This window comes from Streptomyces violaceorubidus, assembly GCF_000717995.1.
Lineage (GTDB): Bacteria > Actinomycetota > Actinomycetes > Streptomycetales > Streptomycetaceae > Streptomyces > Streptomyces violaceorubidus.
On the sequence record NZ_JODM01000044.1, the window covers coordinates 1 to 14,523 of the forward strand.

Consider the following 14,523-nt stretch of genomic DNA (forward strand, 5'->3'; position numbering starts at 1 on the left):
GGGAGTGGCGGTGGGGGTGGGGGTGGGGGACTGTGCGGCGCTCGTCGCGGTGGCGGGGATGGCGGGGGCGGCGGCGTCGCCGGTGCCGCCCGTGCCGCTGTTGCCGCAGGCGGTCAGGGTCAGGCCGAGGGCCAGGGCGGCGAGGGCGAGCATCGGGGTCTTCCGAGCGGACATGACGTGTTCCTCCACGGTTCCGGGCCTCACTGGGGCAGGCGTTGCGCCTCCCAAGACCGTGCGGGCGGAGGACCGGGTTCCCCCGCCCGCGGCGTCAGGACACGCCTGTGACACGCGGGGGAACCGTCCGTGACGTTGTCTCAGGCCAGCCGGTGCGCCAGAGCCGCCAGGAGGGCCACCACCCCGGCCGGGCCGGGCACCTCGACGTCCGCGCGCCTGCGCAGTTCCGCCACCTCGTCGCTGCCGCTGCACACCAGGAGCCCCGGGATGCCCTCGGCGCGGAGGGTGTCGACGGCCGCGTAGGCCGGGAGGTCGCCGAGGTCGTCCCCGGCGAAGAGGACGCAACCGGCGTCGAGGGAGTGGACGTGGGAGCGCAGGGCGGCGCCCTTGTCCATGCCGGGCGGGCGCAGTTCCAGCACCATCCGGCCCGGTTCGACGATGAGGCCGTGCCGAAAGGCCAGGTCGGCGAGGGGGGCGCGCAGGGCGTCGAAGGCGGCCTGCGGGTCGGAGGCGCGGCGGGTGTGGACGGCGACCGCGTGTCCCTTGTCCTCCGTCCAGGTCCCCCGCGCCGCCGTCCCGGACCGCTCCAGCAGGCCGGGCAGCTCGGCCCGGACGGCGGCGACGCCGGGGTGCGGTTCGGGTGTGGTGAGGGTGCCGGTGGCGGCGTCCCAGCGTTCGGCGCCGTAGTGGCCGAGGACGACGAGCCGGTCGAGGCCGGGGACGTCCGCGAAGCCTCCGTGGCGCACGGCGACCTCGGCCGGGCGGCCGGTGATCACGGCGATCGAGGCGACCTTCGGGGCCAGGGCCGCGAGCGCCGGTACGGCTTCCGGGTGGGCGCGGGCCCGGTCGGGGTCGGGCACGATCGGGGCGAGCGTGCCGTCGAAGTCGAGCGCGACCACCGCGCGAGCGGGGTGCGCGAGGAGGGCGTCCAGCCCTTCGCGTCCGACCGCCGTCGCGGGCGTCGGCAGGGGGTGTGGGGAGTCGTCTCGGGTGAGGTCCTGGTGGCTGCCCATACCGCGAACCTATCCCGCCGGACCCGGGCACACGCCTGTCCCACGACCCGCGCCGCAACGACCCCTCCCCCCGCACCCGCGCCACCGGCACAGTCGCGCACGTCCGGCACGGCGGCCGGCCGGGGCAGCGGACCCGGTGCCCCGCGCACCCGCGCCGGAGGCCCGGGCCGTGTCGGTGGGCTCAGCGCTCCGCGCGGCGGGAGTCCCGTACGCGGCGCAGGCGGTTGATCGTGACCGGGTCGGCGGCCAGGGCGCGGGGGTCGTCGAGGAGGGCGTTGAGGAGCTGGTAGTAGCGGACGGGGGCCAGGCCCAGCTCCTCGCGGACGGCGCGCTCCTTGGCGCCGGGGCCCAGGAAGCCACGGCGCTCCAGCGCGAGGATGCGGCGCTCCCGCTCGGCCAGCTCTCCCAGGTCCATGTACGGCACCGTAACGCCCGCCACCGACAACGCGGCCGCTACTCCGCGCTGCCCGCCCGCATCGCCGTCGCCTGGATCCGGCCGAGGACCTCCTTGGGGTCGCGGCCGGGGGCGACCGCCTCGCCGATGTGCTTCTTGACGTCCGCGCTGACCTCGGCCCAGGACGTCTTGCCCACCGGGTACAGCTCGGAGAGCAGCAGCTCGTCCAGGAACGGCTTGAGGTTCTCGTCCTCGGGCGCGGCGCTCATGGTCCGGGAGGCCGACGTGGTCACCGGCAGCAGGTTGTACTCGCGGGAGAAGTCGAGGACGTTCTCCTCGCTGTAGACGAAGTCGAGGAAGTCGCCGACCTCCTTCTGGTGGCCGTTCTTCTTGAAGGCCGTCATCCAGTCGGAGACGCCGAGGGTGTTCTTGCTCTCGCCGTCGACGCCCGGGGTGGTCACCATGCCGTACTTCACGCCCTTGTCGGACGCCGTCCTCATCAGCGAGGGGTGCCCGTTGAGCATGCCCACGTCCCCGGCCGCGAACGCGGCGAAGGCGTCGGCCCGGTCGAGCCTGCCGGGGGCGACGGGTCCGGTGAGACCCTTGCCGACCAGTTCGTCCCGCAGCCAGGTGAACGTGGTGGCGTTCTGCGGGGAGTCGACCGCGTAGGTGCCGACGTCGTCGGTGTAGCCGCCCCCGCCGCTGAGCATCCACTGCATCGTCTCGGCCTGCGCCTCCTCGGCGCCCAGCGGCAGGGCGTACGGGTACTTCACGCCCTTCTCCTTGAGCGCCTCGGCGGCCTCGGCGAGGTCGTCCCAGGACTTGGGCGGCCGGACGCCGGCCCGGTCGAAGAGGGTCTTGTTGTAGAAGAGCACGCGGGTGGAGGCCGCGAAGGGCAGGCCGTACTGCACGCCGTTGACCTGGCCCGCGGCGGCCAGCTGGGGGACGAAGTCGGCCTGGGCGGGGATGGAGAGCACGTCGTCGGCCCGGTAGAGCAGGTCCTCGTCCGCGTAGTCGGAGTAGGCGCCGATCTGCGCCATGTCGGGCGCCTCGCCCGCGTCGACCAGCTCGCGGACCTTGCGGTCGACGTCGTTCCAGGAGTAGACGGTGACGTCCACCCGCACGTCCGGGTTCTGGGCCTCGTAGGACTCGACCAGCTCGTCCCAGTACTTCTGGGAGCTGTTGTCCTTGCCGTCGCCGTAGTCCGCGGCGACGAGCTTCAGGGTCACCCCGTCGGAGTCGCCGGTCAGCCCGCAGCCGCCGAGGACCGCCGTCATGCCCAGTGCGGACACCACCGCGATCGTTCCAGTCCTACGCCGCTGCACCCTGTTCCCCAACCCTGACCGACCGTTCGCGTGTTCGCTTACCGGATTAAGGTCTACACCACCGCAGTGGACTAGACCTCTCCCGGGTGTACGGGCCACACTGTCCCCCGTGAGACATGTCATCGCCCTCGATGTGGGCGGCACCGGGATGAAGGCCGCCCTGGCGGGACCTGGGGGCGAGCTGCTGCACCAGGCGCGCCGGGCCACCGGCCGCGAGCGGGGACCCGAGGCGGTCGTCGCGGGCATCCTGGACTTCGCCGCCGAGCTGCGGGCCTACGGCGCCGACCGGTTCGGCGAGCCGGCCCGCGCCGCCGGTGTCGCCGTCCCCGGCATCGTCGACGCCGAGCGGGGCGTCGCCGTGTACGCGGCCAACCTCGGCTGGCACGACGTACCGCTGCGGACGCTGCTCGCCGAACGGCTCGGCTCCGTTCCGGTCGCCCTCGGCCACGACGTGCGCACTGGAGGGCTCGCCGAGGGCCGGATCGGTGCCGGGCGGGGCGCCGACCGGTTCCTGTTCGTGCCGCTGGGCACCGGGATCGCGGGCGCCATCGGCATCGACGGCCGGGTCGAGGCGGGCGCCCACGGCTTCGCGGGCGAGATCGGCCACGTCGTCGTACGCCCCGGCGGCCTCGCCTGCCCGTGCGGACAGCGTGGCTGTCTGGAGCGGTTCGCGTCCGCGTCGGCGGTCGGCCAGGCGTGGGCCCGGGCCTCGGGCGACCCGGAGGCGGACGCCGCCGACTGCGCCAAGGCCGTCGAGTCCGGGGACGCCCGCGCGCTCGCCGTGTGGCGGGACGCCGTGGACGCGCTCGCCGACGGGCTGGTCACCGCGCTCACCCTGCTGGACCCACGGGTCCTGATCATCGGTGGCGGCCTCGCCGAGGCGGGGGAAACCTTGTTCTCACCGCTGCGGGACGCCGTCCGGCGGCGCGTCACCTTCCAGAGACTGCCGGAGATCGTCCCCGCCGCACTCGGGGACACCGCCGGTTGCCTGGGTGCCGGGCTGATGGCCTGGGACCTGCTCGACACCGCCGTTTCGACCGCCCCGGCTTCCCCGGCCCCTACAGCTTCCCCGGCCGCCACGGCCGCGACTCCCCCGGAGGTAACCACCTGATGGCCCCAAGCAAGGTTCTCGCCGGTGCCCGGGTGGTACTGCCCACCGGGACCGTGGACAACGGCCGCGTCGTCGTCGACGGCGCGCGGATCGCGGACACGGCTCCCCCGCAGGCCGAGGTCGTCGACCTGTCGGGCCACTGGGTGGTCCCCGGCTTCGTCGACCTCCACAACCACGGGGGCGGCGGCGCCTCCTTCGCCGGCGGCACCGCCGAGGAGATCCTGGGCGGCGTCGAGACCCACCGCAGGCACGGCACCACCACGGTGGTCGCCTCCGCCGTCACCGGTGACCTGGACTTCCTCGCCCGGCACGCCGGGATGCTCGCCGAGCTGGCCCAGCAGGGCGACATCGCCGGCATCCACTTCGAGGGGCCGTTCATCTCCCCGTGCCGCAAGGGAGCGCACGACGAGCAGCTGCTGCGCGCCCCGGACCCGGCCGAGGTGCGCAAGCTGGTCGACGCCGCGCACGGCCACGCGAAGATGATGACGCTGGCGACCGAGCTGCCCGGCGGCCTGGACTCCGTACGGCTGCTCGTCGAGCACGGCGTGATCGCGGCCGTCGGGCACACCGACGCGACGTACGAGCAGACCGTGCAGGCCATCGACGCGGGCGCCACCGTCGCCACGCACCTGTTCAACGCGATGCCGCCGGTCGGTCACCGCGCCCCGGGCCCGATCACGGCACTGCTGGAGGACGAGCGGATCACCGTCGAGCTGATCAACGACGGCACGCACCTGCACCCGGCCGCGCTCCAGCTGGCCTTCCACCACGCGGGGGCCGCCCGGGTCGCCTTCATCACCGACGCGATGGACGCGGCCGGCTTCGGCGACGGCCGCTATCTGCTCGGCCCGATGGAGGTCGAGGTCGCGGACGGCGTGGCCCGGCTGGTGGAGGGCGGCTCGATCGCGGGCTCCACGCTCACCCTGGACCGCGCCTTCAAGCGGGCGGTGACGGTGGACCGGCTGCCCGTCGGGGACGTCGTCGCCGCGATCTCGGCCAACCCGGCGCGGCTGCTCGGCCTGGACGACCGGATCGGCTCCCTGGAGCCCGGCAAGGACGCCGACCTGGTGGTCCTGGACGACGCCTTCGACCTGGTGGGCGTGATGCGCCGGGGCGCATGGGTGGTCGATCCCCGACTGGGCTGATCCGTCCCCCGCTCCGGCGCCGGTCCGCCGCCGGGCCGGCCGGTGACGGGCCGTCCCCGGGGGCTGGGCCGACCGGCGCCCGTTTGGCATGATCGTGTCGCGGGGCACCGCTCCGCGGGCACAGCAGCCGCACACGATCGGGGGAGGTCGGCACGGTGATCCTCACCGTCACTCTCAACACCGCGCTCGACATCACCTACCGCGTCCCTGGCCTCAGGCCGCACGCCTCGCACCGGGTGACCGAGGTGACCGAACGGCCCGGCGGCAAGGGGCTGAACGTGGCCCGGGTGCTGGCGGCCCTCGGGCACCAGGTGACGGTCACCGGCTTCGCGGGCGGCACCACCGGGGGCGTCGTGCGCGAGGGCCTGACCGGCGTGCGCGGGGTGCGGGACGCGCTCGTGCCGGTCGCGGGGGCGACGCGGCGCACCATCGCCGTCGTCGACGAGCGCACCGGCGACACCACCCAGCTCAACGAGCCGGGCCCGGCCGTCGCGCCCACCGAGTGGAACGCCTTCCAGGAGGTCTACGAGGACCTGCTGACCGGCGCCGCCGCGGTGGCCCTGTGCGGCAGCCTGCCGCCGGGCGTCCCGGTGGGCGCCTACGCCGGGCTGGTGCGGGCCGCGCGCGCCGCGGGCGTGCCGGTGCTGCTCGACACCAGCGGGGAGCCGCTGCGGCGGGGGCTGGCCGCCCGCCCGGACCTGATCAAGCCGAACGCCGACGAACTGGCCGAGCTGACCGGCTCGCACGAGCCGCAGCGGGCCGCGCAGGCCGCCCGGCGCCGGGGTGCCCGCTCGGTGGTCGCCTCGCTGGGCGCCGAGGGGCTGCTCGCGGTGACCCCGGAGGGCCGCTGGCGCGCCGCCCCGCCGACCCACGTCCGCGGCAACCCGACCGGCGCGGGCGACTCCGCGGTCGCCGGCCTGCTCTCCGGTCTGGTGGAGCACCTGCCCTGGCCGGAGAGGCTGGCCCGCGCGGTCGCCCTGTCGGCGGCGACGGTACTGGCGCCGGTGGCGGGCGAGTTCGACCGGGCGGCGTACGAGGAGCTGCTCGGACGCGGGGTCGCGGTGACGGCGGAGGCGGGCGCGGCCTGAGTGCGGGCCGGGTGCGTCACCCGGGCCGGCCGGTCAATCGGACTGGAGCGAGAGCTTGTCGAGGACGAAGTCGCACTTGTTGCCCTCGTTGCACGCCAGCTCGATGGTGTTGGTGCCCTTGGTCAGGTTGACGTTGGCCCAGGTGGTCTGCCAGCCCTTTTCCCAGTCGCCCTCGGGCGTGCCGCCGAAGTTCTTCATGTTCAGCGGGCGGGAGGAGGCCTTGCCGTTGATGACCAGGGTGGCGTCGGCGTCCTTGCCCGGAATGCCGTAGCGCACGTTCAGCCGGTAGCCGCCGGCCTTCTCGACGCCGTCGACGGTCCAGGTGACCTTCGCGCCGACCTGGTTGAAGCCCGTGACGTAGACGCCGCCGTCCGACTCCGCGCCCTCGACGTCCGAGGCGGTCCCCATGCCCGGTGACAGCCGCAGGGCCTTCGCGTCGGTCGCGGGCAGCTCGGCCTCCTCCTCGGCGCCCTCGCTCGCGGACGGGCTGGGCTCGGAGCTCTGGGACTGGCTCAGGGTCGGGTCGCCGCCCGCCTCGTTGCCGCCCTTGTCGTCGTCGGAGCCGCTGCTCGTCATGGCCACGGCGATGCCGATGACCACCGCGGCGACGACCGCCACCGCGCCGATCAGCAGGCCCTTGGTGTTCGGGCCGCGGCGTCCGCCGCCCCCGCCGTGCCCCGACGGCTGCTGCGGGCTCCCGGGACCGCCGCCGCCGGGGAAGGTCTCCGGCGCGGCGTAGTGCGCGTTCGGCTGCCCGTACGCCCCCTGCGGCTGACCGTAGGCGCCCTGCTGGGGCGGGGCGGCCTGACCGTAGGCGGCGGTGGGGGCGCCCTGGCCCTGCGGTGCGCCGTACTGCCGTGTGCCGACGGGACGCACCCGGTTGACCGAGTTCGGGTAGCCGTAGCCACCGGACGGCGGCTGGGCCCCGTTGGCCTGCCCGTCGGCGTAGAGGTAGCCGAAGGGGTCGTCGTCCTCGGGCGTGCTCGCGCCGTTGTTGCCGGGCGTCATCCCTAGGTCTCCTAACCAGATGCGGTGCGTGGTGCGGTACGGGTGTGAGAGGGCGAGCCTACCCGTTCCGGCTGACCCAAACGGGTGACTCGGACCGCATCAACGCGCTGACCTGCTGATCATCCGGCCCGGCGGTGCTGTTTGGGACGAGATCGTTTCTCGACGTACATCCGTTCGTCAGCCGACTTCAGGACTTCGTCCGCCGTCATGCCGCAGTGGGCCCAGCCGATGCCGAAACTGGCGCCCACGCGGACGGCCCGTCCCTCGGCCCGGATCGGCTGGATGATCTCGCCCCGCAGCCGTACGGCGAGGTCCTCGGCGTCGGCCCGACCGAGGCCGTTGGCGAGGATCACGAACTCGTCGCCGCCGAGCCGGGCCACCGTGTCGCCGTCGCGGACGCCGCCGCTGAGCCGCCGGGCGACCTCGATCAGCACGGCGTCGCCCGCGTTGTGCCCGAACCGGTCGTTGATCGACTTGAAGCCGTCCAGGTCGCAGAAGAGGACCGCGAGCCCCTTGGTGCCGTCGTCGCGCCCGTCCTCGGGGGCCACGGCGTGCACGTGGTGGTCGAAGGCGCCGTACGGCTCGGCGGCGGCGGAGAAGTCGAAGGTGTGGCCGCCGGAGTCGAACACGGCGGAGTGCCCGTAGGCGGCGTCCATGGCGTCGGCCACCGCCGTGTGCGAGGACTGCGGGCGCTGGCACAGCCGGGCGGCGAGGCGGGAGCGCAGCTCGGCGCTGTTCGGCAGGCCGGTGAGCGAGTCGTGGGAGGCGCGGTGGGCGAGCTGGAGCTCGCGGCGCTTGCGCTCCTCTATGTCCTCGACGTGGGTGAGCAGGAAGCGCGGCCCGTCGGCGGCGTCGGCGACGACGCTGTTGCGCAGCGAGACCCAGACGTAGGTGCCGTCGCGGCGGCCCAGGCGCAGCTCGGCCCGGCCGCCCTCGGCGGAGGTGCGCAGCAGGGTGCCGAGGTCCTCGGGGTGCACCAGGTCGGAGAAGGCGTAGCGGCGCATCGCGGAGGCGCGGCGGCCCAGCAGGCGGCACAGCGCGTCGTTGGTGCGCAGGATGCGGCCGTGCTGGTCGCCGCCCATCTCGGCGATGGCCATCCCGGAGGGGGCGTACTCGAAGGCCTGGCGGAAGCTCTCCTCGCTGGCCCGCAGCGCCTGCTGGTCGCGCTCCAGGCGGACCAGGGCGCGCTGCATGTTGGAGCGGAGCCGGGCGTTGCTGATCGCGATGGCGGCCTGGAAGGCGTACATCTGCAAAGCCTCGCGGCCCCAGGCGCCGGGGCGGCGGCCGTTGCGCGGGCGGTCCACGGACAGGACGCCGATCAGCTCGCCGCTGTTGCCCGCGCCCTGCGGGCCCGGCGCGTACATCGGGGCGAAGAGCCGGTCCGAGGGGTGCCACTCGTCCTCGAAGCGGGGCGCGGGCCCGTCGGTGTACCACTGCGGGACGTCGTCGTCGTCGAGGACCCAGCCCTCGGTGTGGGGTATGAAGATCAGGTCGCCCCACTGCTCGCCCATGTTCAGGCGCCGGTCCCAGGACTCGCGGGAGCCCGAGCGGCCGGTGATGAGCGCCTCGGCGGCCGGGTTGCCCGCGAGGGCGGCGACGACGAGATCACCGTCGGGACCGACCAGGTTGACGCACGCCAGCTCGTAGTTGAGGGCCTGGACGACGCCGTCGGCGACGGCCTGGAGGGTGTCGGCCAGGCTGCGCGCCTTGTTCATGTCGGCCATGGCCTGGTGCAGTTGCCTCAGGGACGCCAGGCGGACATAGGGCTCCGAGTCGGTCTCCATGCTCGCCCTCCCCCCGAGACCTCGCAGTGAATCAAGGGTTCTCTTCGGCGCCTTTACTGATGGTGCCCTTGCAGGTTCCCCGCCACTGAATCACAGCGCGCTCCCCACTCGGTACACAGGGTCAACAATTACCGCTCCTTGTGACTCAAGTCACAGCGAAACGTGAACAATTGAGTGGGGATTCCGGGTTTTCCGCCGGGGTTCCCTGTGCGTTTACCGAACGCGAAGTCCGTCGGTATGCGCGCGTCTCCTCCCGTGGTCCTAGGTCCCGGTTGGGACCGGGGCCCGATGCCCCGCCCACGCCCCGGAGATTAGCGTGGCGGGGTGCCGAACACTCCGTCTCTCACGTATCCCGGGTCTTCCGCGACCCCCGCGTCCCCGTTGCCCACGCCCGCCTCCGGGCATGCTGAGGGGGTGAGCAACGAGGAGTTCCGTGCCGCCATGTCCCGGCTGGCCTCGGGCGTGGTCCTGGTGACCGCGCAGGAGCCGCCGCTGGATCCCGACGACCCGCTGGCGCCGGGCGGCGAGGACGTCGGGATGACGGCCACCGCCTTCATGTCGGTGTCCCTGGACCCGCCGCTGGTCCTGGTCGGTCTGCGCGAGGGCTCCCGCATGGACGACCTGCTGGCCGAGCAGCCCCTGTGGGCGGTCTCCGTCCTCACCGAGAGCCAGCGGCACATCGCGGGGCGCTTCGCGATGAAGGGCCGCGTCAGCGACCGCCTCCTGTTCGCGGACATCCCGTACGTGCGGGGCGAGGCGACCGGTGCGCCCCTGGCGGGCGGGGCCCTGGCGACCCTGGAGTGCCGCACCGAGCAGCGGGTGCCGGCCGGCGACCACACCCTGGTGATCGGACGGGTCCTGACCGCCGCGCTGCCCAGCGCGGACGGGGGCCCGCTGACGTACTTCCGGGGCCGGTACCGGCAGCTGGGCTGAGCGGTGATCCGCTCGTCCGGCGGGCGGGCACCTGCCTAGGGTGCGCGCATGACGACCGGCAGCACGCCCCGCCTGGAGAAGATCACCCCCGCGAACATCGAGGCCGCCCTCGCCCTACGGGTGCGCCCGGAGCAGGAGTTCGCCGTCTCCCCGGTGGTGAAGTCCCTCGCCGAGGCCTACGTCCACCCCGAGAAGGCCTGGCCCCGGCTGATCGTCGACGGCGACCGCCCCGTCGGCTTCCTCATGGGCTTCTTCGGCGTCGACTGGTACGACGACGGCAGCGCCCTGCGCTCCGGCCTGTGGCGGCTGAACATCGCCGCCGAGGAGCAGGGCCGGGGGTACGGCCGCTTCGCCGTGGCGTCGGTGGCCGCCGAGGTCCGGCGCCGCGGCGGCACGGAGTGCTTCGTCACCTGGCGTCCCGGCGAGCACGGTCCCGAGAACTTCTACCTGGCACTCGGCTTCCGCCCGAACGGGGAGAAGGCCGGGGCGGAAACGGTCGGCGTGCTGGAGCTGGACTGACAAGGACCCTCCCGGTCAGTCCCAGTCCCGCGCGGAGCGGGCCCGCTTGGTCTGCGAGTGCTGCTTCTTCTCCCGCAGCCGCCGTTCGTTGATGCCGCGCGGGATGCGGGTCGGCCTGCGGGGCCGGGGCGGGGGCGCGGTGGCCTCGGCGAGGAGGGCGGCGAGGCGGACGGCGGCGGTCTCGCGGTTGCGCCACTGGGAGCGGTGCTCGGAGGCGCGGACGGAGATGACGCCGTCGATCAGCCGACCGGACAGCCGCTCCAGCGCCCGCTGCTTCCACACCTCGGGCAGGGCCTCGGTGCGGGCGAGGTCGAAGCGCAGGTCGACCTGGGTGTCGACGGCGTTCACGTTCGCACCGCCGGGCCCCGAGGAACGGGAGAAGCGCCAGACCAGCTCGGCCTCGGGCAGACAGACGGAGCCGCGGATGACATGGGGACCGGACATGCCGTCCATGTTCCCTTCCCGAACGGCTCGCGTCACCCCAATATCCTGGCTCCGCACTCGGTAAAGAAAGTAAAGCGAGGCGGAACCTTGCGGACCCCTCTAGACGTTCATGGTGGTAGCTGTAGCTTTCTTGCCGTACGTAAACGAGGGAAGGGACTCCCAACAATGGCTGTAAGCCTGTCCAAGGGTGGCAACGTCTCGCTCACCAAGGAGGCTCCGGGCCTGACCGAAGTCACCGTGGGGCTCGGCTGGGACGTCCGCACCACCACCGGTACCGACTTCGACCTCGACGCCTCCGCGATCGCGGTCAACACGCAGGGCAAGGTCTACTCCGACGCCCACTTCGTCTTCTTCAACAACAAGCAGACGCCGGACAACACGATCGTCCACACCGGTGACAACCGCACCGGCGAGGGCGCCGGCGACGACGAGGCGATCAACGTCAACCTGGCCGGCCTGCCGGCCGACATCGACAAGATCGTCTTCCCGGTCTCGATCTACGACGCGGAGAACCGCTCGCAGAACTTCGGCCAGGTGCGCAACGCCTACATCCGCATCGTCAACCAGGCCGGCGGCGCCGAGATCGCCCGCTACGACCTGTCCGAGGACGCGGCCACCGAGACCGCCATGGTCTTCGGCGAGCTGTACCGCAACGGCGCCGAGTGGAAGTTCCGCGCCGTCGGCCAGGGTTACGCCTCGGGCCTGGTGGGCATCGCCCAGGACTTCGGCGTGAACGTCTGACGTTCACCACCCGTTCGTTCCGTACGAAGGCCCCCCGGACGTCCGGCCGGGGGGCCTTCCGCGTCCCTCACGGCAGCAGCCGCTGCTCCTTGGCCACCGCGACCGCGCCCGCGCGGGTGTCGACGCCGAGCTTGTCGTAGATGCGCCGCAGATGCGTCTTCACGGTGGCCTCGCTGATGAACAGGGCGCGGGCGATCTCCCGGTTGCCGAGACCGGTGGCGAGCTGGGCCAGGATGTCGCGCTCGCGGTTGGTGAGGGCGGGGCGCGGCTTGCGGAGGTTGGCCATGACCCGGCCCGCGACCGGCCCGGACAGCGCCGTACGGCCCTGGGCGGCGGCGTGGATGGCGGCGAACAGCTCCTCGGGGCGTTCCGCCTTCAGCAGGTAGCCGGTCGCGCCGGCCTCGATGGCGCGGGTGATGTCGGCGTCGGTGTCGTACGTGGTCAGCACGAGCACGTACGGCGCGCGGCCGGTGCCCGCGGTGAGGCGGCGGGTGGTCTCCACGCCGTCGATGCCCGCGCCGAGCTGAAGGTCCATCAGGACGACGTCCGGCGCCAGCCGCGCGGCGAGCGCGAGCGCCTCCTCGCCGGTGCCCGCCTCGCCGACCACCTCGATGCCGGGGGCGCTGTCGAGCAGGGCGAGCAGACCGGCACGTACGACGACGTGGTCGTCGCAGACCAGGATGCGCACGGGGGCGGGCCCGCCGTCTGCCGGGTCGGTCATCGGGGTGCCTCCTGCGGGTCGGCCGGATCTGCCGGGTCGGTTCGGGGCGGGTCCAGGGGCACGGCGGCGGACAGGGCGGTGCCCTCGCCGGGCGCGGACTCGACGGTCAGGGTGCCGCCCAGCTGGCGCAACCGGGCGTGCATGGCGGGCAGTCCGTGTCCGCGCATCCCGGCGGGGGCGTCGGAGCGCTCGGCCGGGTCGAAGCCGTGCCCGTCGTCGGTGACGTCCAGGACGACCTCGTCGTCGAGGAGGGTGAGGCTGAGCGCGGCGGTGGACGCGCCCGCGTGCTCCCGGACGTTGGCCAGCGCGCCCTGGGCGACGCGCAGCAGGGCCGACTGGACGCGGCCGGGCAGCGGCGGGACGCGGGTGCCGTCCTCGACGTGGACGCGGACGGTGAGGTGGTCGTCGGACTCCCGCGCGGCCAGGGCCCGCAGCGCCGCCTCCAGGCCGCCGCCGCGGGCGAGGTCGGCCGGGGCCAGGTCGTGGACGAAGCGGCGGGCCTCGGCCAGGTTGTGCTCGGCGACGGAGGCGGCGCGCCGGACGTGGGCGCGGGCCTTGCCCGGGTCGGACTCCCAGACGCGCTCGGCGGCCTGGAGCAGCATCCGCTGGCTGGACAGGCCCTGGGCGAGGCTGTCGTGGATCTCCATGGAGAGCCGCTGGCGCTCGGCGAGGGTGCCCTCGCGGCGTTCGGAGGCGGCGAGTTCGCGGCGGGTGCGGATCAGGTCGTCGATCAGGGCGCGCTGCCGGGCGGCCTGCCGTTCGGTGTGCAGGAACACGGCCGCGGCGATGGCGGCGACGGCCGGCGGGGCGAGCAGCAGGTTCGGGTCGAAGCCCCCCGCGAGCCGCAGCTGCGCGGCCACGACGAACACCGTCAGGACGGTGACCAGGACGAGCGCCGCCCGGGCGGGCAGGGTGCGCAGGCCGGTGTAGAAGAGGGGCACCGCGCACCAGGCGAAGCTGGGCGCCAGCACGACCAGCACCATCCACACCACGACGACCGGCCCCAGCCAGGCCAGGCGCCGCCGGGCGGGCGGGACGGCGGGAGCGGCGGGAGCGGGCCCGCTCAGGACGGGGCCGAGCAGGTGCAGCACGGCGAGGGCGAGGGACAGGGCGAGGACCCACGGGGTGCGGGGCTCCCCGGGATGGCGCAGCAGGAAGCGGGCCAGGGCACCGCCGAGCAGCAGGAAGAACGCCACGTGCATGACGGCTCCGAGCCACCGGGTGTCCGGGTGGTCGTACGGCTTCGGCATCCGTCACCCGCCTCCTTCCGCCCGTCTCTCCTGCCGCGCTGCTCTCCAACGTGCCGCAGAAGACCGCTGAGCTGCGCGAACACTCCCATGGTGCCCTCTTCGGACGTCTGGTGGGTCAACCGATCGGACGACCCGGCCGTCGCCCGTTCCGTCGCCCACGAGCAGCCGGAACGGCGACCGCGCGCCCCCGGTGCGGGCCGGAGAGTGGAGAGCACGAACCGACCGTCCCACCCGGAGGAGCAGACCATCATGAAGAAGACCCTCTCCCGTCGTGCCCGCGTCGCCACCGGCGGTGCCGTGCTCGCCGCCGTCGCCGCCGGCACCTTCGGCACGGTGGCGGCGAACGCCTCCGCGCCCGAGGCCGCCCAGGACTCCGCGGTGTCCGCCGCTCCCGCCGCCGCGGCCGGCAAGCGCGACACCACCACCTCCACGCACCTGACGATCGACGCCGCCACCAAGGCCGCGCAGGCCGCGCTGAAGGCCGCCGAGAAGGAGGGCCAGCGGGTCACGGTCGCGGTCGTCGACCGCAACGGCAACACGATCCTCACCCTGCGCGGTGACGGCGCCGGTCCGCAGTCCTACGAGTCGGCGGAGCGGAAGGCGTACACGGCCGTCTCCTGGAACGCTCCGACCAGCGAGCTGGAGGGCCGTCTGGAGAACGCCCCGAACCTGAAGGACATCCCGGGCACGCTGTTCCTCGGCGGCGGTGTCCCGGTCACCGCGGGCAAGGCGCCGATCGCCGGTATCGGTGTCGCGGGTGCGCCGTCCGGCACCCTCGACGAGAAGTTCGCCCAGGCCGGTGCGGCGACGCTGAACTGATCCGGGGCCGACGGCTCTCAGCCGGTCCCAAGAGGCCGCCCCCACGGGCGTTTC

At 73.8% G+C, this 14,523-nt stretch carries 15 protein-coding genes; 7 read left to right on the forward strand and 8 right to left on the reverse strand.

Features of this window, described 5'->3' with window-relative positions:
• Positions 1-314: 314 nt before the first annotated feature.
• From otsB to IE94_RS0131820, 3 genes are all read right to left on the reverse strand, one after another.
• Positions 315-1,187 carry a trehalose-phosphatase gene (gene otsB, locus IE94_RS0131810; RefSeq protein ID WP_030191247.1) on the reverse strand — a complete coding sequence of 291 codons (873 nt, stop codon included), beginning with the start codon at positions 1,185-1,187 and terminating at the stop codon, positions 315-317.
• A gap of 181 nt (positions 1,188-1,368) precedes the next feature.
• Positions 1,369-1,602: a DUF3263 domain-containing protein gene (locus IE94_RS0131815; RefSeq protein ID WP_030191250.1), complete on the reverse strand. Its 234-nt coding sequence runs from the start codon at positions 1,600-1,602 to the stop codon at positions 1,369-1,371.
• Positions 1,603-1,640: 38 nt separating this feature from the next.
• Positions 1,641-2,906 carry an extracellular solute-binding protein gene (locus tag IE94_RS0131820; protein WP_030191253.1) on the reverse strand — a complete coding sequence of 422 codons (1,266 nt, stop codon included), beginning with the start codon at positions 2,904-2,906 and terminating at the stop codon, positions 1,641-1,643.
• 109 nt (positions 2,907-3,015) lie between these two features.
• On the opposite strand from IE94_RS0131820, the gene IE94_RS0131825 reads away from it, so the two are divergent.
• From IE94_RS0131825 to IE94_RS0131835, 3 genes are all read left to right on the forward strand, one after another.
• On the forward strand, positions 3,016-4,017 hold the full coding sequence (locus IE94_RS0131825) for an ROK family protein (protein WP_078606644.1): 1,002 nt from the start codon (positions 3,016-3,018) through the stop codon (positions 4,015-4,017).
• Positions 4,017-5,162 carry an N-acetylglucosamine-6-phosphate deacetylase gene (nagA, locus tag IE94_RS0131830; RefSeq protein ID WP_030191258.1) on the forward strand — a complete coding sequence of 382 codons (1,146 nt, stop codon included), beginning with the start codon at positions 4,017-4,019 and terminating at the stop codon, positions 5,160-5,162. The genes IE94_RS0131825 and nagA overlap by 1 nt, the downstream gene beginning before the upstream one ends.
• 155 nt (positions 5,163-5,317) lie before the next feature.
• The gene (locus tag IE94_RS0131835) at positions 5,318-6,250 is read left to right on the forward strand and encodes a 1-phosphofructokinase family hexose kinase (RefSeq protein ID WP_030191260.1); all 933 of its coding nucleotides are present in this window, start codon (positions 5,318-5,320) and stop codon (positions 6,248-6,250) included.
• 33 nt (positions 6,251-6,283) lie between these two features.
• Here the strand turns inward: IE94_RS0131835 and IE94_RS0131840 are convergent, their stop codons facing one another.
• Positions 6,284-7,258, reverse strand: coding sequence for a CBM35 domain-containing protein (locus IE94_RS0131840; RefSeq protein WP_030191269.1), 975 nt, complete (start codon positions 7,256-7,258; stop codon positions 6,284-6,286).
• Between the two features lie 119 nt (positions 7,259-7,377).
• Entirely contained in the window at positions 7,378-9,042 is a 1,665-nt protein-coding gene (gene cdgB, locus IE94_RS0131845) for a diguanylate cyclase CdgB (RefSeq protein ID WP_030191270.1), read from the reverse strand.
• Positions 9,043-9,366: 324 nt separating this feature from the next.
• Here cdgB and IE94_RS0131850 point away from each other — a divergent pair, with 324 nt between their 5' ends.
• Both IE94_RS0131850 and IE94_RS0131855 read left to right on the forward strand, forming a co-directional pair.
• Entirely contained in the window at positions 9,367-9,975 is a 609-nt protein-coding gene (locus IE94_RS0131850) for a flavin reductase family protein (RefSeq protein ID WP_063829757.1), read from the forward strand.
• A gap of 48 nt (positions 9,976-10,023) precedes the next feature.
• The gene (locus IE94_RS0131855) at positions 10,024-10,494 is read left to right on the forward strand and encodes a GNAT family N-acetyltransferase (RefSeq protein ID WP_030191273.1); all 471 of its coding nucleotides are present in this window, start codon (positions 10,024-10,026) and stop codon (positions 10,492-10,494) included.
• 15 nt (positions 10,495-10,509) lie between these two features.
• Here the strand turns inward: IE94_RS0131855 and arfB are convergent, their stop codons facing one another.
• A complete protein-coding gene (arfB, locus tag IE94_RS0131860) occupies positions 10,510-10,947 on the reverse strand; it encodes an alternative ribosome rescue aminoacyl-tRNA hydrolase ArfB (RefSeq protein WP_030191274.1) in 438 nt (145 codons plus the stop codon).
• Positions 10,948-11,103: 156 nt separating this feature from the next.
• Here arfB and IE94_RS0131865 point away from each other — a divergent pair, with 156 nt between their 5' ends.
• On the forward strand, positions 11,104-11,679 hold the full coding sequence (locus IE94_RS0131865; RefSeq protein WP_030191275.1) for a TerD family protein: 576 nt from the start codon (positions 11,104-11,106) through the stop codon (positions 11,677-11,679).
• 67 nt (positions 11,680-11,746) lie between these two features.
• Here the strand turns inward: IE94_RS0131865 and IE94_RS0131870 are convergent, their stop codons facing one another.
• Positions 11,747-12,400: a response regulator gene (locus IE94_RS0131870; RefSeq protein WP_030191276.1), complete on the reverse strand. Its 654-nt coding sequence runs from the start codon at positions 12,398-12,400 to the stop codon at positions 11,747-11,749.
• Positions 12,397-13,650, reverse strand: coding sequence for a sensor histidine kinase (locus IE94_RS0131875; RefSeq protein WP_030191278.1), 1,254 nt, complete (start codon positions 13,648-13,650; stop codon positions 12,397-12,399). Before IE94_RS0131875 ends, IE94_RS0131870 begins: the two co-directional genes overlap by 4 nt.
• 249 nt (positions 13,651-13,899) lie before the next feature.
• Here IE94_RS0131875 and IE94_RS0131880 point away from each other — a divergent pair, with 249 nt between their 5' ends.
• Positions 13,900-14,469 carry a GlcG/HbpS family heme-binding protein gene (locus IE94_RS0131880; RefSeq protein WP_030191280.1) on the forward strand — a complete coding sequence of 190 codons (570 nt, stop codon included), beginning with the start codon at positions 13,900-13,902 and terminating at the stop codon, positions 14,467-14,469.
• Positions 14,470-14,523: the final 54 nt, after the last annotated feature.